The following is a 22,342-nucleotide window of genomic DNA, read 5'->3' as shown; positions in this document are numbered from 1 at the left end:
TCTCAGGCTTCCCTGAACTCGGTGCGCGCCAGTCCGTTGTCGAGATTGATCGTCGTGCGCAGGCGCATGCGCTCGGGCGTCGGCGTCATGATCAGCACGGCGTCGATCTCGATCTTCAGGCCGGTCTTGTCGCCGAGGTTGACCGTGACTTTCGTCGCGCTCTCCTTCAGCCGCGGCTCGAATGCGGCGAGCACGGCGCGGATCTCGCGTGCCAGAACATCGCGATCGAAGTCGCGCGACGACCGGCCGGAGAAGGACGGCACGCCATAATTGACAACGCTGCGGCGCACCTCCGGAAAGTCGGCCAGCGATGTCGGACTGTCGGTCATCTGCTCGGCCTCGAGATCGGATAGCAGCGGCGCGGATTCGAAACGCTCGGTGTTGAACAGCGCCTCGATGTCGCGCCGCACGGCCTCGCGCAGCACATCGGGCGACACCACGATGCCTCGGCTTTCAAGCTCGCCACGGTGCCGGTTCTGAAACGCCAGCCGGTGCAACCGGCGCTTCTGATCGGGGTTCAATGCGTCATCGGCGTCGATGCGCCTCGGTCCGTCTGCCAGCAGCTCGTCCAGGCGCTCTGCGCCAAGCTCCTCCTGCAGAGCCTGCCTGAGCCCGTCTATCTCCGAGCTCAGGCCCGGCAGGTCGTTGACGAGGCGGTCCCACAGCGAAGGCTGTACCGCCTCGCGCTTGGCCCGTGAACCGCCCGCCTGTACCTTGTCGGCGGCAGGGCGCTTTGCTCGCCCCTCACTTGCCGACATAGACATCCATTTCGGCTTCGTCATTGTCGTCATAGACGAACTTGATCTTCTTGTAGGCGAAGGAGACTTCCTCCTGGATCAGGTCGGCTTCATCATCGGCCTGCGACATGTCGTATTCCATGATCGAGGCGTCGGTCAGGGTAACGACCAGATAGTCCTTGCTCTCGCCGTCGATGGTCCGCCGAGCGGAGAATTTGACCTCGTCCAGCGCCTTGTTTTCGAACAGGGCCTTGGCCAGATAGGGTGAGGCCTTGTCGTAGTGCTTGGTGAACTTGATCATGCCCATCGACACGCGGCCTCGGCGCGAGAGGGAATTGGGGTCGTAGGGCGCGACCATCTTGTAATCGACGCCATGGATTTCGATCTCGTCGTCATGGCCGTCGCGCGTGCTGGGCCCCTTGATATCCGGAACTTTCAGAAAACCGTCGATCTTCATTGTGGGCATTTTCGTTCTCCACGCTTTCAAACAAAGGTTTGGTTGCTGCAATCAGGTCTTCACGGACGGCAATTCCGACACCAGCCTGAGCGAGGCATTGATGCCCTCCAGCTGGTAGTGCGGGCGCAGATAGAAGCGGGCGTTGTAGTAGCCCGGCCGGCCCTCCACGCTGTCGACCTGCACCTCGGCGGCGGCAAGCGGACGCTTGGCGCGCGCCTTGTCGTCGGCGAAGGCCGGGTTGGCCAGCACGTACCGGTTGATCCATTCGGTCAACCAGATCTGCATGTCGGTGCGTTCCTTGAACGAGCCGACCTTGTCGCGCGCAATCGCCTTGAGGTAGTGGGCGAAGCGCGAGACCGGGAACAGATAGGGCAGGTTGGCGGAGAGCCGCTCGTTGGACTGGGCGTCGGGGTCGACCAGGCGGCCCGCCCGCGTCTCGTCATCCTGCAGCGAATGGGCGCCGATAAAGGCCGCGAGATCGGTGTTCTTGCGGTGCAGGATCGGCATCAGCCCGAGCTTGGCCAGTTCCGCCTCGCGCCGGTCGTCGATGGCGACTTCCGTCGGGCATTTCATCGCGATCGAGCCGTCATCGGTCGGGAAGGAGTGCACCGGCAGGTTAAGCACAGTGCCGCCATTTTCGACGCCGCGGATCTGGGTGCCCCAGCCATAGAGCTTGTGGCTGCGGTTGATGTTGACGCCCATCGGGAAGGCAGCGTTCATCCAGACATATTTGTTGTGATCGCCCTGCACTTCCTCCTCGAAGGAGAAGCCCTTGACCGGGACTGTCTCCGAGCCGTAGGGCAGCCGCGCCAGCACGCGCGGCATGGTCAGCCCGATATAGCGCGCATCCTCGCTCTCGCGCAGCGATTGCCACGAGGCGTAGGCCGGGTTGGAGACGATCTGCTGCAGGTCCTGCGGGTTGGGCAGTTCCTGCCAGCTGTCCATGCGGAACAGCCGTGGCGAGGCGGCGGCGATGAACGGCGTGTGCGCCGAGGCGCAGATGCCGGAGATGTTGCGCAACAGGCCGACGTCGCGCGGGTGGTTGGAGAACTCGTAGGCGCCGATGACGCAGCCGATCGGTTCGCCGCCGAGCATCGAATACTCGTCGGTGTAGACTTTCTTGAAGATCGGGCTCTGGTCCCACATCTGGCCTTCATAGTCTTCGAGCGTATCGGCCAGCTGCTCCTTGGAAATGTTCATCACCCGGATCTTCAGCTTCTGATCCGTCTCGGTGTTGTTGATGAGGTACCAGAGGCCGCGCCAGGTGCCTTCCATCTGCCGCACTTCCGGCGCGTGCAGGATTTCGTTGACCTGGGTCGTCAGCATCTTGTCGATGCCGGCGATCAACGACTTGATCGACTTGATCGAGTTGGACGAAATCGTCGTCGTCTCGGAGCGCGACTGCGCCGCCAGAGCCAGGTTGCGAACCAGCTGCTGCAGCTTCTCGCTGTCGTCCTTCTTGACCTTGAAGTCCTTCTCCAAGAGCTGGCTGAATTCACCGAGATCGACGGCCTCGGCCTCGGCGACGGATGCTGCGGTCTTTTGCTGTTCGGCCATGATCTATTCCTCACCCTTGTCGTCGGACAGCGCCTGGGCGGCGATCTGGCCAAGCAACGGCTGGTTGTTCAGCAATTGGGCTATGCGCTTTTCGGCATCGACGCGGCCGTCCATGAAGCCGAGCAGCTCCTCGAGCTGGCGCCGCATCTTGAGGATTTCGGCCAGTTGCGGGACCTGTTCGGCGATCTTGTCGGGGGCGAAATCGCCCATCTTGGTGAAGGTCAGGTCGAGCGCCAGTTCTTCGTCGCGCTCCTGTCCCTCGGCCTGCGGCAGCGTGTTCTTCACCCGCGCCTTGACCCTGGGTCCCAGCGCTTCCATGAATTTGGGGAAGCGGTTGGCATCGGTCTCGACAAAGGAACGGTCGAGCACCGTCTTGGACGCTTCCCTGGTCTGCGATGCGCCCGACAGGTCGGCCATCACGCCCATGACGAACGGCAGTTCGATCGTCGTCGGGCTGCCGTAGGTTTCGACATCGTAGGCGATCTGCACGCGCGGGGCGCGATTTCGCTCGATGACCTTCGCTTTGCTTTCGGCTGGCATGTGTTGCTACCTTTCATCCTTCTGGGCAGTCTTCTTGGCGTCGGGAACGCCGGCGAGCAGCCGGAATTCCTTGAGCCCCGACGGGGCGAGGTCTTCCATCAGTTCAACGAAATCCATGTGCACCATCCTGCGCACCCGGCGGGCGAGATGCGGGATCGGACTCGACGGCTCGGTGCGGTCGTAGAACGCGACCACAAGGTCGAGGCACCTCACCACATCGTCGCGCGAGGAAATCCTGTCCGGGAGCCCCGCACCGGTCTCCGCGTAGCTTGCCATCGTCTCGGCTCCATGACCGTTTCTGACCGGCGCGGCCGGGCTTGCCGGGGGAGCAGCCGGGCTGGCCGCCCCCTTCGTCGCTGCCTCTTCCGTGGTCTCGACCGCCGTGTTGCGTTCCAGCGTCGTCAGCACGCGCTGCAAAAATCGTTTCAGGTCCGGGACGGCAGCCCCGTTGCTGTCAAGACGGGCATTCAGGGCCGTATCGACCGCGTCGAGCGCCTCGATCGCTGCGTGCGCCCCGGCGATGAGCGCTGTCATCTGTTCACCGGCCTGGTCCTGATGGGCGGCACAACCGCTGCCCACCCGGTTCAGGAGCTGTCCGTGCGCGCTGACCAGCGCTGCCTTCTCCGTGGCATTCAATCCCGACGCCGCTTCCTGAAGCATGACGCGATCGTCGAGCGCACCCTGTTCGAGATCGCGTCCGCTGATCGGCCCGATGGGACGCGGCGCGAAGAAGACCATTTGCCTGAGGTTCGCCAGCAGGCCTTCCTGGCCGTTCTGCAGGTCGGCCAGCGCGTTGAGGCGGCGCAGGGCGGCCTCGCGTGGTTGGGGGCTGGCCCGCAGCGCCGGGTGCATCGTCTCCCAATGCGTCTCGAAGGTCCTTGCAATCAGGGTCAGGCCCTGTGCCAGTCCGGCCAATCCCTCTTCATTGGCCAGCGCCCGGGCGACAATGACAAGCAGGCGCAGGTCGCGGCCATGCGAACGCAACTCCTCGGCCTTGCCGAGCACGGCAGGCCAGTCGACCGGAATGGTCGATTGCGCGGCTGGCTTGTTGCGCCCGTCATGGACGACCTTGACCTGCGGCTCCGTGAGCCGCTCCAGCTCATGAAAAGCCGGATCGTTGCGCAAGTCTTCGCCTGACGGATTTTCACCGTCCAGCGGAGCAAGCCAGAGTGCGAGATCGATCACAGATACCCCCGGCGACCGGCTCTAAAACCGTACGTGACCCAACGTTAGCACACGGTTGCATATTCCCACAATTCGCCATCCGCTCAAAAGTTAACGAGCGCTAATGAATGTCGGTGCAACTGCGTCTCGGATGGCGCAATTCATGGCGTGCTTGGCCAACCTCGTATGTGAAGCGCATCGCATAGGATTAGAAAAAATCGTGGTTGTCTGCATTTGGCGGCGCGGGACTCTCCACAAAGGGAAAAGGCCGGCTGCATCAAGCGCTTTGTCAAGCGGCTGCTTATGTGGCAGGCTGTCGACGGGCAGATTGCAGGAGCACGTTCGATGGAACAGCGCCGGTCGTTGCAGGGTTTCAAACGCAAGGAACTGGTTGGCAAGCTCAATCCGGTCTGCCTGCGCGCCTTCAAGGCCGCCGCCGACAGCGCCAAGCTGCGCGGCAATCCTTACGTCGAACTCGTCCATTTCATCGAGCAGCTGGTGCTGTCCGAGCGCTCGGATGTGCAGATGATCCTTGCCGATGCCGGGCTGGATGCCAGCCGGCTTACCAGCGACATGACCCGCGCCGTCGACAAGCTGCCCTACGGCGCCACCTCGATCGAGGAGTTTTCCGACCACATCTTCCACGCCATCCAGGAAGCCTGGAACCTGGCGACGCTGGAATTCCGCATGGAGGAGGTCCGCAGCGCCTATATCGTGCTCGCCTGCCTGAAGACGCCGGTGCTGGAAGGCCTGGTGTCGAAGATCAGCGGCGAATTCGACAAGATCGACGCCGACGCGGTCATCGCCCGCTTTGCCGAGGTGGTGGAGGGCTCGCTCGAAGCCGGCGCCACTGCCGCCGCGGCTCCCACTGCCGAGGCGCCGCGGCGGGTTCCGGGCGGGGATTCGGCCCTCGCCAAATACGCCACCGACCTGACCCAGCGCGCCCATGACGGCAAGATCGATCCGGTCGTCGGCCGCGATCCGGAAATCCGGCAGATCATCGATATCCTGATGCGGCGCCGGCAGAACAACCCGATCCTGACCGGCGAGGCCGGCGTCGGCAAGACTGCGGTGGTCGAGGGCTTTGCCCTGCGCATCGCCCAGGGCGACGTGCCGCCGCCACTCCAGGGTATCAGCGTACGCATGCTCGACATCGGCCTGATGCAGGCCGGCGCCAGCGTCAAAGGCGAGTTCGAAAAGCGCCTGAAGGCGGTCATCGACGAAGTTCAGTCGTCCGAAACGCCGGTCATCCTGTTCATCGACGAGGCACACACGCTGATCGGCGCCGGCGGTGCGGCGGGAACCGGCGATGCCGCCAATCTCTTGAAGCCGGCGCTGGCGCGCGGCGAACTGCGCACCATCGCGGCAACGACCTGGGCCGAGTACAAGCAGCACATCGAAAAGGACCCGGCGCTGACCCGCCGTTTCCAGGTGGTCAAGATCGACGAGCCGTCGGAAGCGGTCGCCGTGCTCATGCTGCGCGGTGTCGCCGGCGTGCTCGAACAGCATCACGAGGTGCAGATTCTGGACGAGGCGATCGAGGCGGCGGTCGGCCTGTCGCATCGCTACATCCCGGCGCGGCAATTGCCCGACAAGGCGGTCAGCCTGCTCGACACCGCTTGCGCCAGGGTCGCGATCTCGCAGCATGCGACGCCGGCCGAGGTCGAGGACATTTTGCGGCGCCGCCAGGCGTTGGAAGTCGAAAGCGGCATCATCGGCCGCGAGGCCGCGATCGGCATCGAAGTAACTGACCGGCAGGCGCGGGTCGAGGCCGGGCTCACTGAGGCCGGGACCATGCTCGCCGCCGCCGAGGAGCGCTGGGAGCGCGAAAAGGCGCTGGTTGCCGAGATCCTCGAACTGCGCGCGCGGCTGCGCGGCGACGGCGTGCCGCTCGATGCGGTGGCGACAGCCGAGACCGATGCCGAACCAGCAGCGCCGGACGAAGAAAAGACCAAGGTGCCCAAGGCTGAACCGCCCAAGGCCGAAACGTCCGAGCCTGAAACGCCGAAGGCCAAAGCGTTCGAGACCGAAGCGCCGGCTGCCGAAGCTGCGCCGTCAGATCCTGTCGCCGATCTGGCGCGGCTGCGTGAACTCATGGCCGAGCTTGCCACCGCGCAAGGCGAGACGCCGCTGATCCTGCCGTCGGTCGACCGCAATGCGGTCGCTGCCGTGGTCCAGGACTGGACCGGCATCCCGACGGGACGGATGCTGTCCAGCCAGACCGAAAAGGCGCTCAAGCTGGCCACCACGCTGTCCGAACGTGTCGTCGGCCAGGATCACGCCATGGAGATGATTGCCAAGCGCGTGCAGACCAGCCGCGCCGGGCTCGGAGCGCCGGAAAAGCCGGTCGGCGTGTTCCTGCTCTGCGGCCCCTCGGGAGTCGGCAAGACCGAGACGGCCCTGGCGCTGGCCGAGACGCTCTATGGCGGCGAGCAGAACCTGATCTCGATCAACATGTCCGAATTCCAGGAGGCGCACACCGTCTCGACGCTCAAGGGCGCACCGCCCGGCTATGTCGGCTACGGCAAGGGTGGCATTCTCACCGAGGCCGTGCGCCGAAAACCCTATTCGGTGATCCTGCTCGACGAGGTCGAGAAGGCCCATCCCGACGTCCACGAGATCTTTTTCCAGGTCTTCGACAAGGGCATGATGGATGACAGCGAGGGTAGGCGCATCGACTTCAAGAACACGCTGATCCTGCTGACATCGAATGTCGGGTCCGAAGTCATCATGGAGCGGACGCAAAACGGCACGGTGAGGGCGGGGCTCGACGGCCTCGATGCAGCCTTGCGCGCTCCACTGCTGAAAGTCTTTCCGGCAGCGTTCCTCGGCCGCGTCGTGACCATCCCTTACTATCCGCTCTCGGATTCGATGATCGAGGCCATCACGCGCCATCAGTTCGGCAAGATCGCGCGGCGGCTGCGCGCCAGCCACGACGCCGAACTGGTGATCGGCGACGGCGTCATGGCGCTGGTCAAGGCGCGCTGCACCGAAATCGAGTCCGGTGGCCGCATGATCGACGNGTGATCGGCGACGGCGTCATGGCGCTGGTCAAGGCGCGCTGCACCGAAATCGAGTCCGGTGGCCGCATGATCGACGCCATCCTCACCAACACGCTGTTGCCGGAACTCAGCCGCGGCGTGCTGAACCGGTCGCTCGACGGCGAGAAGATGACCAAGGTGACCGTCAGCGCTTCCACTGACGGGTTTGCCTATTCGTTCGAATAGTCAGGCCTGACTGCTCGGCTCCGTCTCGGCGCGGATCAGCTTGATGTCGGCGCCGGCTGCCCAGGCGCCGATATCCTCGCGCCGCAACGCCGCCGCCATCATGTCGGGAAACAGGTCCGGCGTGCAGGCGAAGACCGGTATGCCAAGTGCCGCAACCGAAGCCGACATCGCCGGATCATAGCCCGGCCGGCCCTGATCGGTCAGCGCCAACAGCACGATGACATTGACGCCGGACCGGACCAGCGCCGCAAGCCGCCGCAGCAAGTCCTGGCCGTTGCCGCCCTCATAGAGGTCGGTGATCAGCACGAAGTGGGATTTGGTCGGCCGCTCGATGCGGTCGGCGCAATAGGCGACCGCCTGGTTGATGTCGGTGCCGCCGCCGAGCTGCACGCCAAACAGCACCTCGACCGGGTCGCTGAGCTCTTCGGTCAGGTCGACGATGGCCGTGTCGAAACAGACCAGCTTGGTGCGCACGACCGGCAGCGACGCCGTCACCGCGGCGAAAATCGAGGCGTAGATCACCGAGCTCGCCATCGAGCCGGACTGGTCGACGCACAGCACCACTTCGTCGAGATCGACCAGCCGGCGTTGCTTGCGCATGAAGCCGACCAGTTTTTCCGGCACGACGGTTTTGTGCCCAGGCTGGTAGTGGCGAAGATTGGCCGAGATGGTGCGCGGCCAGTCGATGTCGCGTTGGCGCGGCCGGTTGGTGCGTCGCGACTTGTCGAGCGCGCCACGGATCGCCTCGGCGGTCTTCTGCTCCAGCCGCTGCATCAGCTTGGCAACGATGTCGGCGATGATGGTGCGGGCGATGTCCTTGGTCTTGGCCGGCATCACCGAACGCAGCGAGATCAGGTCGGCGACGAGGTTGACGTCGGCCTCGATCGCCTTGAGGAATTCCGGCTCCATCAGCATCTGCTTCAGGTTCAGCCGCTCAAAGGCATCCTTCTGGACGATCTGGACCACCTGGGCGGGAAAGAAGGAGCGGATATCGCCCATCCATTGCGCCACGCGTGGCGCCGAGCGGCCGAGCCCGCCGCGCCGCTTGCGCGGGTCGGCATCGGCATTGGCGCCGTCGCCGTAAAGCGCATCGAGCGCCGAAGACAGTTTTTTGTCATCACTGGAAAGGGCGGAGGAAGCCTCGTCATCGGCGCCGATCGCCAGCCGCCAGCGGCGCTCGCGCCCGCTATCGGAGGATGCCGGGCCGGGTTCGGGCACTTCGGCTTCGTCATCCATTGTCACACTCCGCCCGCCAGCAATGGCCCAAGCCGCTCCAGGTGACGGCGCCAGCCCTCGCCGCCATCCGGCGCCGGCGTCAGGCCGGCCGGCAACCTTGCGGTGCGGCCGAGCACGGCCTCGATCAACCGCCGCCGCTCCATCGAGTCCAGATTGGAGAAGACGCGGCGCAGCAATGGCAGATGCGCGATGAAAGCGTCCTCGTCGAGCGATTTCAGCCACCCATCGACGGCGCCGCGCAGGCCCTCGTCATAGATCAGCCGCTGGCCGGCAGTGCTGAAGAAACCTTCGAAGAACCCCGCTGCCTGGGCGACCGGCGTCCCCGGCGACAGCCTGCGTCCGAGCAGCCCGGCGGCGTCCTCTGCCGACAGTTGGCCGGCTTCATAGAGCAGATGCGCGGCGCAGCCGGCGAGCAGCGCCGTCGAGCGCGGACCTTCCAGCACGCCGGTCAGGCCGTTGCGCCAGGCATCGAGCACGCCTTCGCCGGGCTCGACCAGCCGGATCGCCGTGTCGGCCTTGCGCACAGCACCGACCAGCGTGGTGGCGGCCTGCTCGTCCAGGTCGCGCACCGCATAGGGCAGCGCGATCGCGCCCTCGACGATCAACCGTTCCAACAAACCGGACAGCCGGTTGGTTTCGGTCTTGCGCGCCTCGCCGTAACGGATGATGTCGGCAAGCGGCGGCACCGAGGCCAGCATCTCCAGGCATTCGCTGCTGTGCGCTGCGCGCGCCTCCAACGCTACAAGGCCGGCGCTCGCGGCCTCCGACAGATCCGCCGTAATGGCGCTCTGGACAAGGGCGGCAAGCGTGTCGAGGCTCGCGGCCGCACCGAGCATCTGGATCAGGCGGCCATTGGCGGCCTTTTCGATAGTCGGGCCGTAGATCAGGTTCTCGACCAGGCGCACGGCATATTCCGGCTCCCAGGCCAGCGTCCATTTTTCGCGAAAGGTGCCGCGGCTGCGGCCGGCGTCGGCCAGCCTGCCCCATTGCACGCCAAGCACGTTCAGCCGGTGCAGCAATGTCGAACGAAACAGTCCGCTTTCGCTGCGCAGATCGACCGACAGCTCGCGTTCCAGCGCCTCCGGCTTCAGCCGCGCCGCCTTCTGGTTGCGCTGCAGGTCCTCGATCAGCGGCGCCAGCGGCGTGTCGGGCGGAATCTCGCCGACATCCGCGCCCAAAAGCAGCTCGGCCTCGACCAGCGCCCACAGCACCGCTTCGCCGTTGAACAGCGCCGCGATCGCGGCATCGCGCAATTCCTCGAAGCCGGGCTTCGGCCGCTCGCGAATGGCAGCCAGTGTGCGCGCAAGCCGCTCGGCCTCGATCAGCGACGCGGTCGACACCAGATGGCCCTTCGCCCGCAGCACCGCCGCGATCGTCGCCAGCCACAGCGTCGCGGCGTCGCGCCGCCCTCGTGTGCGCCACAGATGTTTGCACCAGCCGGGCGCGACGACGCCAGCGCCATAACCATAGCCCAGCGCAAGACGCGGCCCGGTCCATGGCGCCCATGTCATGATGCTTTTGCGCCGGGCAATTCCCTTGATCAGCGCCTGGTCGTTCTTCTGCGTGTGCGCGGCCTGCAGGGCCGGCACATGCCATGCGCCGCAGACGACGGCGATCGGTCCGGCGAATTCCTTGCGCGCGGCGGCGATTTCCAATCGCATATGCGCTTCACGCTTGGCCTCGAACGGCGCGATCGCACCTTCGCCGTCGCGCAGCGTCGTCATCGCATCGGTGATGGCAGCGAAGATTGGACCCGGCTGCGGATTCTGCTCGATAATGTCGGCCCACCAGCTTTCGCCATCTTCATAGCCGGCGGCCGCAGCCAGCGTGCCGATCGGGTCGCGATGCGATGCGGGCTCGCCATCCTCACCGGTTTCGTCCTTGGGTTCGGGCTTGTCGGCGTCAGCCGTTTTGTCGGTGTCGTCGGTTGCCGGTGCCGCGAACCGTGCCGATGACGGCAGGTCGATGAACCGCAATGCCGCCTTGTTCTCCACCGCCCACACCGCCGCCTGGTATTCCGGCGAGAACTCGGCGAACGGCCAGAAACTTGTCGCGGCCGGATCGTCCTCGGGGTAGCAGAGCAGCGCCACCGGCGGCTGCATCTGCGGGCGCGCCAGCAATGGCAGCAGGGCGGACGCGTCGCTCGGCCCTTCGATCAGCACCGCGACCGGCTGCAAGTCCCGCAGCGCCTGCACCAGGCTGTCGGCGGAGCCCGGCCCGTGATGGCGGATGCCGAAATAGGCGACGTCGCTCATGACCTCAGATCGCTGCGTTCAGTGCCGCGTAATAGCCGGCATAGTCCGGCCGCTTCTTGAGCACCGTTTCGAGATATTCCTCCAGCACCACCTTGTCCTGCACCGGGTCCTTGACGATCGCTCCGACAAGGCTGGCGGCGAGGCCTTCGGCGCCGAGTTTGCCGCTGTCGAACCACGCCGCCTGGCTGAGGCCGCCGACCATGGTGGCGATCGCCTCGGCGGTCGACAATGAACCCGAAGGCGTCTTCAGCGTCACCTTGCCGTCAGCGGTTGCGCCCGAGCGCAGCTCGCGGAAAATGGTCAGCACGCGCGCAATCTCCTCGCCGACATTCTTCGGCACCGGCAGGTCGAGGCCGCCGGCCATCTCGTCGACCCGCTTGGAGACGATCGCCACCTCTTCGGCCATGTCTTCGGGCAGCGGCAGAACCACCACATTGAAGCGGCGCTTGAGCGCCGAGGACAGTTCGTTGACGCCCTTGTCGCGATTGTTGGCGGTGGCGATGATGTTGAAGCCGCGCTGGGCATAGAGCGAGGTGTTGAGCTCCGGGATCGGCATCATCTTTTCCGACAGCACGGTGATCAGCGTGTCCTGCACGTCCGAGCCCATGCGCGTCAGTTCCTCTAGCCGGCATAGCTTGCCGCTCTCCATGGCGCGGTAGAGCGGCGTCGGCACCAGCGCCTCCTGGCTCGGCCCTTTGGCCAAAAGCTGCGCATAGTTCCAGCCGTAGCGGATCTGGTTCTCGTCGGTGCCGGCCGTGCACTGCACGATCAGCGTCGAGTTGCCCATGATGGCGGCGGCGAGATGTTCCGACACCCAGGACTTGGCGGTGCCGGGAACGCCGAGCAACAGCAGCGCGCGGTCGGTAGCGAGTGTCGCCACCGCGGTTTCCATCAGCCGGCGGCGGCCGACATATTTTGGCGATATCACGGTGCCGTCGCTTGCCTTGCCGCCGAGCAGGTAGGTCAGAACGGCCTTTGGCGAGAGGCTCCATCCCGCAGGTTTTTGCTTGTCGTCATTGCGCGCCAGCGCCTGCAGTTCAGCGGCATAGGCCTGCTCGACGGGGAGGCGGATGGCTGCGTTCATGGTGCTGTTCTCCGGATTGTCATGGGTTGGTTCCCGTCAGGGCCGCGTTGAGGCGCAGGAAAGCGAGCGAGGCTGCCGCCGGCGGCATGCCGGCCGCAACGACATGCTCGATCAATTTTTCCGCTGTCGCCGCAGTGGCCAGAAAGCCCAAAGTTTCCAACAGGTCGTCGACGGTTCGCTTCATCGCGTCATCATTGCCGGCGACAGCCGAACGCAACACCGCCAAGCTCTGGCCGTTCGTCAGGTCGGGCCAATCCAGCCAGTTGGCTTCGAAGCCCTCGGCAAGGGTGAGCGTGCTAACATACTGCGGCGTATCTTTCAGGATCAATCTGACCAGGACACGCTTCCTGCGGCTATCCAGGCGCGGTGTCAGGTGCAGCACGAACAGTGCCGGCTTGCCACCCTCGGCGATCAGCGTGTCGGCCATCTGCGTTACTGCAGCGTCGCTGCCCGACGCGGCGACCATTCGTGAGATCTGGATGTCGGCATTGTTGTCGGCACCGAACTGCCAGGCTGCAATGAAATCGGGTTCGCTGACCCCAAATCGGGAAGCAAGGTCGACCAGATTGCAGGTCTCGAACAGTTCGGCGCGGCGCTTTTCCTGCGCCGGGGATTTGAGTTTTGCCGGGGTGTAGGTGGTGCGGCGGCGGATAAAGCCGGATTTGCCTTCTGCGATGAAGGCGGCAAGTTCGGCAACGGGATCGTCGGCACCGCCACCAACACGACCGTGCTCGCCCAACCTCGCCAGCAGCCGGCTCGCCAGTTCCTGCACCTTGCCGGAGCGGTCAGTGGCCAGGCTTTTCAGGAACGGCGCGTCCTCAGGCGTCAGGCCGAAATGCATGAGTTCGATCAGTGCCAGCCGGACTTCCGCCGGCTCGCCGGGCGCCTTCGCTTCCATCAGGCTGCGGGCCGTGGCCGGATCGCGACGGCGCATCTCGGTCAACGCGATACGGCGCGCGGCGGGGTAAAAGTCATCCCAGTTCTGCACCGTCAGTTGCTCCTGCGGCGCAATCTTCAGCCCCTCGACGCTGGCCTGCCAGTCGATCCACGGCGCATAGATGTCAGGGCTGTTCTGGTCTGATGCCGACGGCATCCAGTCCATCGGATGCAGCACGTAGCCACGGCCGGCGACGAGCGTCGCCACGCGCGCCTTGCGCCGCGCATCGGCGGCGTTCTTCAGGGCCGCCCGCAACAGCGGCCGCAACCGCTCCGGCAGCAGCGGCAGGCCAAGCCTCGGCAGCGGCGGGNGGGCGCCGCTTCAGCGTCTTCGGCGCCGACGGCCGCAGGCCGACATCGAGCGCCTGCGCCGCGATCGCCAGCAGACGTCGCTCCCGTTCGTCTGGGCTTGCGCCACCCGCGATCTCCTTCCATGCGGTTGGCGCCAGATCGAATGCGGTTCCGCCGGTGATCCAGCAGTCGCGCATCGTCGCCAGGCCGGTTAGTTCGAGCTCGTTCATGACAGATCGAGCCTCCCGAAGCCGCTTTGCGCGGCCAGCAGATCGAGCCGCGCGCCGTTCCAAAGCGCTGCCGTGGCCGCGAGGTCGAGGCCAAGCACGGTCTGATCGACGGTCCCGCTAACAGGCAGGGCGATCCCTTGCGGGTCGTGCGCCGCTTGCCACCAGGCGGTGCCGCGCTCATCGAGCAGGATCGCGCCGGCAGGCAGCATCAGCGGGCTATCGGTCGACCAGGGCGCTGCGTCCTGGTGCGCCGCATGCGCCGCGAGCGGGTCCTTGACAGCGTCGAGGCCGAAATCCGGCCAGGCGCCCGACACGACGTCGCCCTTGCGCTCCGCCACCAAGGCCCGCAGTGGCTGGCGCGACGGGTAGAATACCAGGCGGGCGTGGAACCGGTCACCGGGCGTGAACGCCGCCGAGCGGCGGCCGGCCGAAGCCGGAAAGAAATCGAGCAGCAGCGCAAACTGCGGCGTCGGGCTTTTCAGATCGAGCAGCCAGGTCGAATGGCTGACGAGACCGTCGCGGCGGGTCTCGATCTTCTCGCCTACGACCTCCCAATGGCTGTCGACCTGCTTCGCGTCGGGACTGGACAGAACCTGGTCGCGGGTTTCGGACGCCGACACCAGTCGCTTCAGCTCGGGATCGTCGGGCGCCGAGCGCCAGGCTTTGGCCAGCAGCACCAGCTTGCCGAGTTCGCGGATCGCCGCGTCCGGCCGTTCCTCGCTGCGCAGCGCCATTAGCCGGGCCGGGATTTCGTCGATGCGTCCGGCAAGCGCCGTCGCCTTCATGTCGACAAGCCGCGCCGCAATGCGGCGGCAGCGCTCGCTGCTGGCGTCGGCAAAGGCGGAAAGGCCGAGCCGCAGCTGGTCGGCAATCCACTGGTCGAGTTCGTCCAGCGCGCCTGCCACCGCGGTGCGCGTATCTTCCGCCCGCTTGCGCTGCGCCGTCTCGCGGCGCTCCGTCGCGGCGGCGTCATCGACGGTGCTTTCCTCTGCCTGCGAGGCCTCGCCAATGCTCTTGCCAGACGCGCCCCTGCCAGACTTTGCGTCGACCGGCGGGGGCGCACTCTTCCTGCGCCGGCCAAGCCAGTCATTGACCCATTCCGGCGTTGTTTCGGCTGATGTGAAGCTGGCCGGCGCCGTGGCGGCGATCCACATCAGCGCCAGCGTGTGCTTGCAGGGAAATTTTCGCGACGGGCAGGTGCATTTGTAGCCGTGGTCGCCGGTGTCGACGACGGTGCGATAGGGGTTGGATCCCGAGCCCTGGCATTCGCCCCAGATCAGCGCCTGCTGCTCGTTCTTCTCCAGCCGCGGCCAGTTCGAGCGCTTGGTGAGCTTCGAGGCGGCGCTTAGCGACGCCTGATCGGGGGCCAGCGCCTCGATGGTTTTCAGTTCGAATTCCAAGCCGCGCCTCTCGTCACCCCAAATCAATGCCTGGCATCAATATAGGGTGCCGTTTGTGAAGGATTGTTGTGGCCCCGGCAAGACGAAGATAGCGCAGATCAGTACAACGGCGTGGCCATATGCCGGGGCGTCGGCCATTGCGCCGTGATCTCGGGCTGCACCGGGCGCTCGAGATAGGTCGACAGCACGACATAGCTTCGCGTCGAGGTGACGCCGGGCGTTTCGTAGAGACGCGCCAGCAGGCCTTCGAGCGCCCTGGTGTCCTCGGTGCGGACCTTGAGAAGCATGCAGGTGTCGCCGGCCACCGAATGGATTTCCTCGACCTCAGGATATTGGGAGACGGCCATCAGCTCCGGTGTCTTGCCCCAGCCCTTGGTATCGATATGCACGAAGGTGAGCAGCGGCTTCTTCACCGCCTTCGGGTCGATGATCACAGCCGTGCCGCGGATGGCGCCGCTGCGCCGCAGGCGCTTGACCCGCTCATGCGCCGCCGGCGGCGAAAGGCAGACGCGTTCGCCAAGTTCGGCGTAGCTGATCGTCGCATCCTCGACCAGCACGCCTAATATTTTTCGGTCGATTGCGTCGAGCTCGCGGGGAGCTACCTTGTTCTGCAGAACCCCATCTGTTTCTTCGTCCATATCGAAATTCCTTGTTGTCGCGGAATCCAGTTCGGCCATTATGACCCGATGACGAACGCGCATCAAGCTGCAACGCTCCATCAGCCGATCCCGGCGCTGGCCTACCTCCTGACCGGCTGCATCGCCGTCATCGGCTCGAACTCGCTGGTCCTGGGTCCAATTGCTCCGGCAGTCGCCGCATCCTTCGGCACCAGCGTGCCGGCGGTGATGGCCGCGTCGGCTGCCTTCGGTCTCGGCACTTCCGCCAGCGCTTTGTTCCTCGCCCGCTATATCGACGGCGTCGGCGCCCGCCGCATGCTGCAGGGCGCTCTGCTGTTGCTGGCGGTCGGGCTTCTCGCCAGCGCGCTGGCGCCGACGGTGATCATGCTGGTCGCGGCCCAGGCCGTCGCCGGCATCGCCGCCGGCGTCGCCATGCCGGCCATCTATGCCAGTGCAGCGGCAATTGCGCCGCCCGGCCGCGAAAGCGGCACGATCGGCGTCGTGCTGACCGGCTGGACGGTCTCCATGGTGGCCGGCGTGTCGCTGTCGGCCGTGCTTGCCGATCTCGTGCACTGGCGCGCCGTCTTCGCCGCCGTCGCGGTGCTTTCCGCCATTGCGCTTGCTGCCTTGTCGATGACCTCGCTCAGCGACGTCAGGAAGAGCGGCCCGGCGCCGTCGCCGTTCGTTGCGCTGGCCATTCCGGGCATCGTGCCGCTGCTCATCGCCTGCACCGCCTTCATGACCGCTTTTTACGGCGTCTACGGCTATCTCGGCGATCATCTGCACCAGGATCTGGGCGAGCCCGTCAGCGCCAATGCGCTGGCCGCACTCGCCTACGGCGCCGGCTTCGGCGCCGCGGCCTTCCTCGACGGCGTCATCGACCGCATCGGCGCACGGCGCGTCATGCCTTTCGCCTATCTGCTGGTCGCCGTCGTCTATGTCGCGATCGCGCTCGCAAGCAGCAATTTCGTGCTGATCCTGGCTATGATCGCCATCTGGGGCCTTGCCAATCATTTCGGCCTGAACGTGCTGGTGATGCGCCTTACCGCGCTCGATCCGTCGCGCCGTGGCACCATCATGGGCCTGAACAGTTCGGTCACCTACCTCGCCGTCTTCATCGGCACCACCAGCTTCGGGCCGCTTTATTCATCGTTCGGCTTTGCCATCTGCGCGATCGTCGCCGCCGTGCTGATGCTGGTTGCGGCAGCAGCGGGGTCATGGCGGTCGCCTCCGCCCATCAAGCCGTAAAGCTTGCGTCCTCATCCCGTCCTTCGCTAGAGCTTGGCTTGCCATGCGAGCCCCGCCCGGATGAAGACGACGCTTGAAACCACTGCCGACCCCTCGTCAGACGACCTCGCCTTCCTGGCCGAGCGGCTGACGGCGTTCAATGACGGCGATGTCGGCCCCTCCGGCCGCAAGCCGATCGCGGTCTTCGTTCGTGACGAGCACGGCGCTGTCGTCGCCGGCATTTCGGGATACACCGCCTGGGGCTGGCTCTATGTGCAATGGCTGTGGGTCGACGAACGCCTGCGCGGCCAGCATATGGCCGGCGACATGCTGGACGCTGCCGAGCGCGAAGCAGTCGCCCGGGGCTGCCAGACCGCCTGGATCGACACGTTCAATCCGACAGCGGCCAAAGTCTATGAGCGGCAAGGCTACCGGCGTTTCGGCGAGCTGCCTGACTTTCCCATCGGCCGCAGCCGCATCTTCCTGCAGAAGAAGCTCTAACCTGCCAGCCGCCCGCCTTGCATCGGCCGCGGCACGCCGGTGGTGCTGGGAAAGCTGATCGGCAGGCCGCGCAGCACGCGCACGGCAAGGAAGGCAAAGCATTCGGCCTCCACCGCATCGCCTTTCCAGCCCAGTGTCTCGGCCTGCACCACCTCGACGTTGGCGCGCCTCGCCAGCATCGCCATCATCGTCGGGTTGCGGCGGCCGCCGCCACTGACCGCTAGGCGCTTCGGCCGGCGCGGCAACAAATCGAGCGCCTTGCCGACGGCCGAGACGGTGAAGGCCGTCAGCGTCGCCGCCCCATCCTCTGCGCTGAGGCCGTCGGCCATGGCGGCGCCGAAGTCGAAACGGTCGAGCGATTTCGGATAGGGCTTGGTCAGATACGGATGCTGGAGCAATTTGGCCAGCCGCACTTCATCGACGGTGCCGGCCGCGCCTAGTGCGCCGTCGCGGTCCATCTCGCCGAGGCCGTTTGCCTTGATGAAATCGTTGAGCGGCGCGTTGGCCGGGCCAGTGTCGAAGGCGACGATGTTGTCCTTGCCGTCCCACCAAGTGACGTTGCCGACACCGCCGAGATTGAGCACAGCGGTGTCCCCGCTGGCGTCGGCTTCCCTCAAAAGCGCCGCGTGGTAGGCAGCCGCCAGTGGTGCGCCCTGGCCGCCGCCGCGCACATCGTCCGAGCGGAAATCATAGGCGACCTTGGCGCCCAGGATCGAATGCATCAGCTCGCCGTCGCCCAACTGGCGCGTATCGCCGCGCCGCCCGGGTTGCGGGGCACGATGCAGCACGGTTTGGCCGTGAAAGCCGACCACGCCGATATCGCCCATGGTCAGGCCGTTGCTTTCGACAAGGTCCTTCACCGCCGCCGACTGCGCCCGCGTCAGCGCCTCCTCGGCTTCGGCAAAGATCGCCGGCTCCGGCCCGTCGAAATTCCACACCCGGGCCTGACGCAGCGTCTCCTCCAGCAAGGCACGGATCGCTGCGGGGTAGGGGGCCAGCGTATAGGTGCCGAAATCGGCGATCCGCTCGCCATCGGTCTTGATCAGCGCCACGTCGATATTGCCGTCAAGCACGGTGCCGGTCATCAGGCCGACGGCCCAGATTGGTTCCACGGTCGACTCCCTTGCGACACCGTTTGCGATTCCAACGCAATCACCTGTCGGACGGATTGTCTCGCCAGGCAAGACCCTGGCCGCGGTCGATTGCTCCGAACCTGCCGGCAGAGTTTTTCACCGAACAGCGAAAATCGAGCAACGCCGTTCTTGCCTCTTGCCGTTCAAGACGCCAGCTATGGAACAAGCACATCAATCGCCAGGGAGAAACGGCATGGCATCCGAAGTCGCAGTGATCGCGGGCGCGGGCGCGGGCCTGAGCGGCTCGCTGGCCCGTCTTCTCACCAAGGAAGGCTTCCGCGTGGTGCTGGCCGCCCGCAACACGGCCAAGCTCGCGGCGCTGGTCGGGGAAACCGGCGCACTGGCCGTCGAAACCGACGTCGCCGACCCGGCCTCCGTCGCCGGCCTGTTCGACACCGCCGACAAGCAAGGTCCGCTGGCGCTTGCGGTCTTCAACGCCAGCGGCCGCACGCGCGGCCCGATCGCCGAGGTCGATCCCGATGCGGTCAAACAGGCGCTGCTGGTTGGCGCCTATGGCGGCTTCCTGGTCGGCCAGCAGGCGGCGCGGCGGCTGCTTTCGCGCGGCTCCGGCTCGATCCTGTTCACCGGCGCTTCGGCCAGCACCAAGGGCTTTCCCAACTCCGCCGGCTTTGCCATGCCGAAATTCGGCCTGCGCGGTCTGGCTCAGTCGATGGCGCGCGAACTCTTCCCGAAGAACATCCATGTCGCCCATTTCATTATCGACGGCCAGATCGAGCCGGTCGGGACGAAGCCCGAGCGACCGGACAGCCAGCTGTCGCCCGATGCGATCGCGCAGACCTATCTCGCGACCCATCGCCAGCATCGCAGCGCCTGGAGCTTCGAGGTCGAGCTGCGGCCCTTTGTCGAGACATTCTGACCGGTCCGGCGTGAGCGTTCTCGCAATCGCGAAATCTTTGAGAGAATATTCCCGGCTTCGTGTTTGAGAAGAAATGCGGTTCTTTGATCCGGCAAGCAGCATTGCCGATGATGTCGTCAAGGCTTGGTATTCCACCTCGCCGCAATGACTTCAGGATTACGAGGGATCGACAATGTCCGAACGCGGAAACGCTTCCAGCTCTCTTCTTTTTTCAGCCATCAGCCGGCGAGCTGCCCTTGCGGCACTTTTTGCCTCGGCCATCACGCTTGTTGGTCTGGCTCAGCCGACGCCGTCCTTCGCCGAGGACAAGAAGTCTATCAAGGTCGGCATCATCAGCGGCGAGGATGAGGATGTCTGGCGCGTCGTCGTCGCCCAGGCCGCCGAAAAAGGCCTGACCGTCGAGACCGTGGTGTTCAACGACTACACCCAGCCCAACGAGGCGCTCGAGCGCGGCGAGATCGACGCCAACGCCTTCCAGCACCAGCCCTATCTCGACAACCAGATCAAGACCCAAGGGTACCACATCGTGCGCGTCGGCTACACCGGCGTCTGGCCGATCGGCCTCTACTCCAAGAAATACACCAAGGTTGCCGACCTGCCCGAAGGCGCCGTCATCGGCTTGCCCAACGACCCCTCGAATGAGGGCCGCGCGTTGCGCGTTCTGCAGAACGAAGGCGTGATCAAGCTGAAGGACGGCACCGGCATCCTGGCGACTACCGCCGACATTGCCGAGAACCCGAAGAAGGTCGTCATCAAGGAACTGGACGCCGGCATTGTCGGCCGCTCGGTCGAGGATCTCGACGCGGCTGTCGTCAACACCGACTGGGCGCTGAAGAGCGGTCTCGGCCCGGACAACCGCATCGCCCAGGAGCCGGTGGCCGACAACCCCTACCGCAACTTCATCGCCGTGAAATCCGGCAACGAGAACGAGGCGTGGGTGAAGACGCTGGTCGCGTCCTACCAGAACGAGGCGGTCAAGGCCGAGTTCGACAAGGTCTACAAGGGCACCGGGATCAGCGCCTATTGATTGGCGCCTGGTTGTCAGGAGCAGGCGGCCCGCTGTTGAGCGGGCCGCTGTCGCATTTGTCGAGCCTTGAAACGGACAGTGAGATGAACCAGCACGTCACGGCCGAAGCATCCGGTCCGGTCAATATATCGGCCGGGCAGGAAGATGTCGTACGCCTGGTCGACCTCAAGCGCCGCTTCGGCGCGACGCCTGCGCTCGACGGCGTCTCGCTGACGGTGCGCAAGGGCGAGATCCTCGGCATCATCGGCCGCAGCGGCGCCGGCAAGTCGACGCTGATCCGCTGCCTCAACGGGCTGGAGCGGCCGGACTCCGGCGACGTCTTCATCGAGGGCCGCGAGATCGGCCGGCTCGGCGAGCGTGAATTGCAGCCGCTGCGGCGTCGCATCGGCATGATCTTCCAGCACTTCAATCTGCTGTCGGCCAAGACCGTGGAGGACAATGTCGCGCTGCCGCTGAAGATCGAGGGCCGCCCAAAGGCCGAACGGCTGGCGCGCGCCGCCGAATTGCTCCATCTCGTCGGCCTGTCGGAGAAGGCGAAGGCCTATCCGTCCTCGCTGTCGGGCGGCCAGAAGCAGCGCGTCGGCATCGCCAGGGCGCTGGCCGCGCGGCCGGCGCTGCTGCTGTCCGACGAGGCGACCTCAGCGCTCGATCCGGAGACGACGCGCTCCATCCTGGCCTTGCTGAAAGACATCAACCGGCAGCTCGGCCTCACCATCCTGCTCATCACCCACGAGATGGAGGTGATCCGCTCGATCGCCGACCGCGTCGCGGTGATCGATGCCGGGCGCATCGTCGAACAAGGCCCGGTGTGGTCGGTCTTTGCCGAGCCGCGTTCCGAAATCACCAGGAGCCTGCTCGGCGGCATCCGCCCGCAACTGCCGGCCGAGATTGCCGGCCGGCTTGCTCCCGGAGGCGGCGCCGAGCTCATCCTCAGGGTCGACGTCGCAGGTGAGGCCGCGCGCGGTCCGCTGCTGTCCGATCTTGCGGTGGCCGTGCCGGGACGGTTCCGCCTCGTCCATGGTGGCATCGACCATGTCCAGCAGCAGCCGGTCGGCACGCTGTTCCTTGCGGTCGCGGGCAACGATCCGAAACATCTGTCCAAAGTAATCGCATTCCTGAAGGCCCGCGACGCACGGGTGGAGGTGCTTGGCCATGTCGCCGGTTCTGTTTGAACTTCTGCTGCGCTCGATCTGGGAGACGGTCCTGATGACGGCGGCATCGGGCCTCATCTCGCTCGTCTTCGGGCTGCCGCTCGGCCTGGCATTGATTGCCACCGAGCGCGGCGGCATTGCCGAAAGCCTGTGGGTGAACCGCGCGCTCGGCGCCGTCATCAACGGCTTCCGCTCGGTGCCTTTCATCATCCTTCTGGTGGCGCTGATCCCGGTGACGCGGCTGATCGTCGGCACCGCGATCGGCACCTGGGCGGCGATCGTGCCGTTGTCGATTGCGGCGACGCCCTACTATGCCCGCATCGCCGAAGTGTCGCTGCGCGAGGTCGATCGCGGCCTGATCGAGGCGGCACGCGCCATGGGCGGCAATCGCTGGACGATCATCCGCGAGGTGCTGGTGCCCGAAGCTTTGCCCGGCATCGTTGCTGGTTTCACGGTGACGCTGGTAACGCTGATCGGCGCCTCGGCCATGGCCGGCGCCATCGGTGCCGGCGGGCTTGGCGACCTCGCCATCCGCTACGGCTACCAGCGTTTTGAGACCAGCGTCATGGTCGCCGTGGTCATTGTGCTGATCATCCTCGTTTGCGGCATCCAGTGGGTCGGCGACCGGCTGGTCGCCAGGCTGGACCGGCGCGGATAAGCGGCCACGAACGTTATTTGCCGGCAGGCTGCCAAAC

18 protein-coding genes and 1 pseudogene are annotated in these 22,342 nt (G+C 65.6%); 7 read left to right on the top strand and 12 right to left on the bottom strand.

Annotation, left to right across the window (positions count from 1 at the left end; all coding sequences use genetic code 11):
- Positions 1 to 2: 2 nt before the first annotated feature.
- From tssE to tssA, 5 genes are read right to left on the bottom strand one after another with little or no spacing between them, the layout of a single operon-like run.
- Positions 3 to 758 (bottom strand): type VI secretion system baseplate subunit TssE, encoded by a 756-nt coding sequence (gene tssE / locus X727_RS141925; RefSeq protein ID WP_023673715.1) that lies wholly within the window; start codon positions 756 to 758, stop codon positions 3 to 5.
- A complete protein-coding gene (locus X727_RS141930) occupies positions 745 to 1,194 on the bottom strand; it encodes an Hcp family type VI secretion system effector (protein WP_023673716.1) in 450 nt (149 codons plus the stop codon). Before X727_RS141930 ends, tssE begins: the two co-directional genes overlap by 14 nt.
- A 51-nt stretch (positions 1,195 to 1,245) precedes the next feature.
- Positions 1,246 to 2,751: a type VI secretion system contractile sheath large subunit gene (gene tssC / locus X727_RS141935; protein ID WP_023682611.1), complete on the bottom strand. Its 1,506-nt coding sequence runs from the start codon at positions 2,749 to 2,751 to the stop codon at positions 1,246 to 1,248.
- A gap of 3 nt (positions 2,752 to 2,754) precedes the next feature.
- Positions 2,755 to 3,291, bottom strand: coding sequence for a type VI secretion system contractile sheath small subunit (tssB, locus tag X727_RS141940; protein WP_023673718.1), 537 nt, complete (start codon positions 3,289 to 3,291; stop codon positions 2,755 to 2,757).
- 6 nt (positions 3,292 to 3,297) lie between these two features.
- On the bottom strand, positions 3,298 to 4,476 hold the full coding sequence (gene tssA / locus X727_RS141945; protein WP_023834858.1) for a type VI secretion system protein TssA: 1,179 nt from the start codon (positions 4,474 to 4,476) through the stop codon (positions 3,298 to 3,300).
- A 324-nt stretch (positions 4,477 to 4,800) separates the two neighbouring features.
- On the opposite strand from tssA, the pseudogene tssH reads away from it, so the two are divergent.
- A pseudogene (gene tssH, locus X727_RS06820) lies at positions 4,801 to 7,682 on the top strand (type VI secretion system ATPase TssH).
- Here tssH and X727_RS141950 read toward each other — a convergent pair.
- The 6 genes from X727_RS141950 to X727_RS141970 form a co-directional block, all read right to left on the bottom strand.
- Positions 7,683 to 8,918, bottom strand: coding sequence for a VWA domain-containing protein (locus X727_RS141950; protein WP_023834855.1), 1,236 nt, complete (start codon positions 8,916 to 8,918; stop codon positions 7,683 to 7,685).
- 2 nt (positions 8,919 to 8,920) lie between these two features.
- Positions 8,921 to 11,173, bottom strand: a complete 2,253-nt coding sequence (locus X727_RS141955; protein ID WP_023834854.1) for a DUF5682 family protein — start codon at positions 11,171 to 11,173, stop codon at positions 8,921 to 8,923.
- 4 nt (positions 11,174 to 11,177) lie between these two features.
- Positions 11,178 to 12,257: an AAA family ATPase gene (locus X727_RS141960; RefSeq protein WP_023834853.1), complete on the bottom strand. Its 1,080-nt coding sequence runs from the start codon at positions 12,255 to 12,257 to the stop codon at positions 11,178 to 11,180.
- A 19-nt stretch (positions 12,258 to 12,276) separates the two neighbouring features.
- Complete coding sequence (locus X727_RS01000000164985) at positions 12,277 to 13,401, bottom strand: DUF5691 domain-containing protein (protein WP_023834852.1); 1,125 nt, start codon at positions 13,399 to 13,401, stop codon at positions 12,277 to 12,279.
- 309 nt (positions 13,402 to 13,710) lie between these two features.
- The gene (locus X727_RS141965) at positions 13,711 to 15,114 is read right to left on the bottom strand and encodes an SWIM zinc finger family protein (RefSeq protein WP_023687040.1); all 1,404 of its coding nucleotides are present in this window, start codon (positions 15,112 to 15,114) and stop codon (positions 13,711 to 13,713) included.
- 98 nt (positions 15,115 to 15,212) lie between these two features.
- Positions 15,213 to 15,752 (bottom strand): Lrp/AsnC family transcriptional regulator, encoded by a 540-nt coding sequence (locus tag X727_RS141970; RefSeq protein ID WP_023687041.1) that lies wholly within the window; start codon positions 15,750 to 15,752, stop codon positions 15,213 to 15,215.
- Between the two features lie 48 nt (positions 15,753 to 15,800).
- On the opposite strand from X727_RS141970, the gene X727_RS141975 reads away from it, so the two are divergent.
- Both X727_RS141975 and X727_RS141980 read left to right on the top strand, forming a co-directional pair.
- Positions 15,801 to 16,979 (top strand): MFS transporter, encoded by a 1,179-nt coding sequence (locus X727_RS141975; RefSeq protein WP_023726345.1) that lies wholly within the window; start codon positions 15,801 to 15,803, stop codon positions 16,977 to 16,979.
- A gap of 60 nt (positions 16,980 to 17,039) precedes the next feature.
- Complete coding sequence (locus X727_RS141980) at positions 17,040 to 17,459, top strand: GNAT family N-acetyltransferase (RefSeq protein ID WP_023692175.1); 420 nt, start codon at positions 17,040 to 17,042, stop codon at positions 17,457 to 17,459.
- Here the strand turns inward: X727_RS141980 and X727_RS141985 are convergent.
- Complete coding sequence (locus tag X727_RS141985; protein ID WP_023745560.1) at positions 17,456 to 18,571, bottom strand: anhydro-N-acetylmuramic acid kinase; 1,116 nt, start codon at positions 18,569 to 18,571, stop codon at positions 17,456 to 17,458. The genes X727_RS141980 and X727_RS141985 overlap by 4 nt on opposite strands.
- Before the next feature lie 214 nt (positions 18,572 to 18,785).
- On the opposite strand from X727_RS141985, the gene X727_RS141990 reads away from it, so the two are divergent.
- The 4 genes from X727_RS141990 to X727_RS142005 all read left to right on the top strand — a co-directional run bounded on the left by X727_RS141990 (position 18,786) and on the right by X727_RS142005 (position 22,305).
- On the top strand, positions 18,786 to 19,469 hold the full coding sequence (locus tag X727_RS141990) for an SDR family NAD(P)-dependent oxidoreductase (RefSeq protein ID WP_023745559.1): 684 nt from the start codon (positions 18,786 to 18,788) through the stop codon (positions 19,467 to 19,469).
- A gap of 172 nt (positions 19,470 to 19,641) precedes the next feature.
- Positions 19,642 to 20,496, top strand: coding sequence for a MetQ/NlpA family lipoprotein (locus X727_RS141995; protein ID WP_023745558.1), 855 nt, complete (start codon positions 19,642 to 19,644; stop codon positions 20,494 to 20,496).
- An 83-nt stretch (positions 20,497 to 20,579) separates the two neighbouring features.
- Positions 20,580 to 21,668, top strand: a complete 1,089-nt coding sequence (locus tag X727_RS142000) for a methionine ABC transporter ATP-binding protein (RefSeq protein ID WP_023834850.1) — start codon at positions 20,580 to 20,582, stop codon at positions 21,666 to 21,668.
- Positions 21,649 to 22,305 (top strand): methionine ABC transporter permease, encoded by a 657-nt coding sequence (locus X727_RS142005; protein ID WP_023834849.1) that lies wholly within the window; start codon positions 21,649 to 21,651, stop codon positions 22,303 to 22,305. Before X727_RS142000 ends, X727_RS142005 begins: the two co-directional genes overlap by 20 nt.
- The last annotated feature ends 37 nt before the right edge of the window (positions 22,306 to 22,342 follow it).

The sequence above is a fragment of the Mesorhizobium sp. L103C105A0 genome (assembly GCF_000502215.1).
GTDB lineage: Bacteria > Pseudomonadota > Alphaproteobacteria > Rhizobiales > Rhizobiaceae > Mesorhizobium.
The sequence above is the reverse complement of the archived record's forward strand: the minus strand, read 5'-3'. Positions and strand labels throughout refer to the sequence as shown.

What these genes read in the sequence shown, in the direction of transcription:
- tssE (WP_023673715.1), bottom strand. Translation starts at nt 758, where the DNA reads ATGTCGGCAAGTGAGGGGCGAGCAAAGCGCCCTGCCGCCGACAAGGTA.
- X727_RS141990 (WP_023745559.1), top strand. Translation starts at nt 18,786, where the DNA reads ATGGCATCCGAAGTCGCAGTGATCGCGGGCGCGGGCGCGGGCCTGAGC.
- X727_RS142005 (WP_023834849.1), top strand. Translation starts at nt 21,649, where the DNA reads ATGTCGCCGGTTCTGTTTGAACTTCTGCTGCGCTCGATCTGGGAGACG.
- tssB (WP_023673718.1), bottom strand. Translation starts at nt 3,291, where the DNA reads ATGCCAGCCGAAAGCAAAGCGAAGGTCATCGAGCGAAATCGCGCCCCG.
- X727_RS141950 (WP_023834855.1), bottom strand. Translation starts at nt 8,918, where the DNA reads ATGGATGACGAAGCCGAAGTGCCCGAACCCGGCCCGGCATCCTCCGAT.
- X727_RS141930 (WP_023673716.1), bottom strand. Translation starts at nt 1,194, where the DNA reads ATGAAGATCGACGGTTTTCTGAAAGTTCCGGATATCAAGGGGCCCAGC.
- X727_RS141970 (WP_023687041.1), bottom strand. Translation starts at nt 15,752, where the DNA reads ATGGACGAAGAAACAGATGGGGTTCTGCAGAACAAGGTAGCTCCCCGC.
- X727_RS141960 (WP_023834853.1), bottom strand. Translation starts at nt 12,257, where the DNA reads ATGAACGCAGCCATCCGCCTCCCCGTCGAGCAGGCCTATGCCGCTGAA.
- X727_RS141955 (WP_023834854.1), bottom strand. Translation starts at nt 11,173, where the DNA reads ATGAGCGACGTCGCCTATTTCGGCATCCGCCATCACGGGCCGGGCTCC.
- X727_RS141995 (WP_023745558.1), top strand. Translation starts at nt 19,642, where the DNA reads ATGTCCGAACGCGGAAACGCTTCCAGCTCTCTTCTTTTTTCAGCCATC.
- X727_RS141980 (WP_023692175.1), top strand. Translation starts at nt 17,040, where the DNA reads ATGAAGACGACGCTTGAAACCACTGCCGACCCCTCGTCAGACGACCTC.
- X727_RS141975 (WP_023726345.1), top strand. Translation starts at nt 15,801, where the DNA reads ATGACGAACGCGCATCAAGCTGCAACGCTCCATCAGCCGATCCCGGCG.
- tssC (WP_023682611.1), bottom strand. Translation starts at nt 2,751, where the DNA reads ATGGCCGAACAGCAAAAGACCGCAGCATCCGTCGCCGAGGCCGAGGCC.
- X727_RS142000 (WP_023834850.1), top strand. Translation starts at nt 20,580, where the DNA reads ATGAACCAGCACGTCACGGCCGAAGCATCCGGTCCGGTCAATATATCG.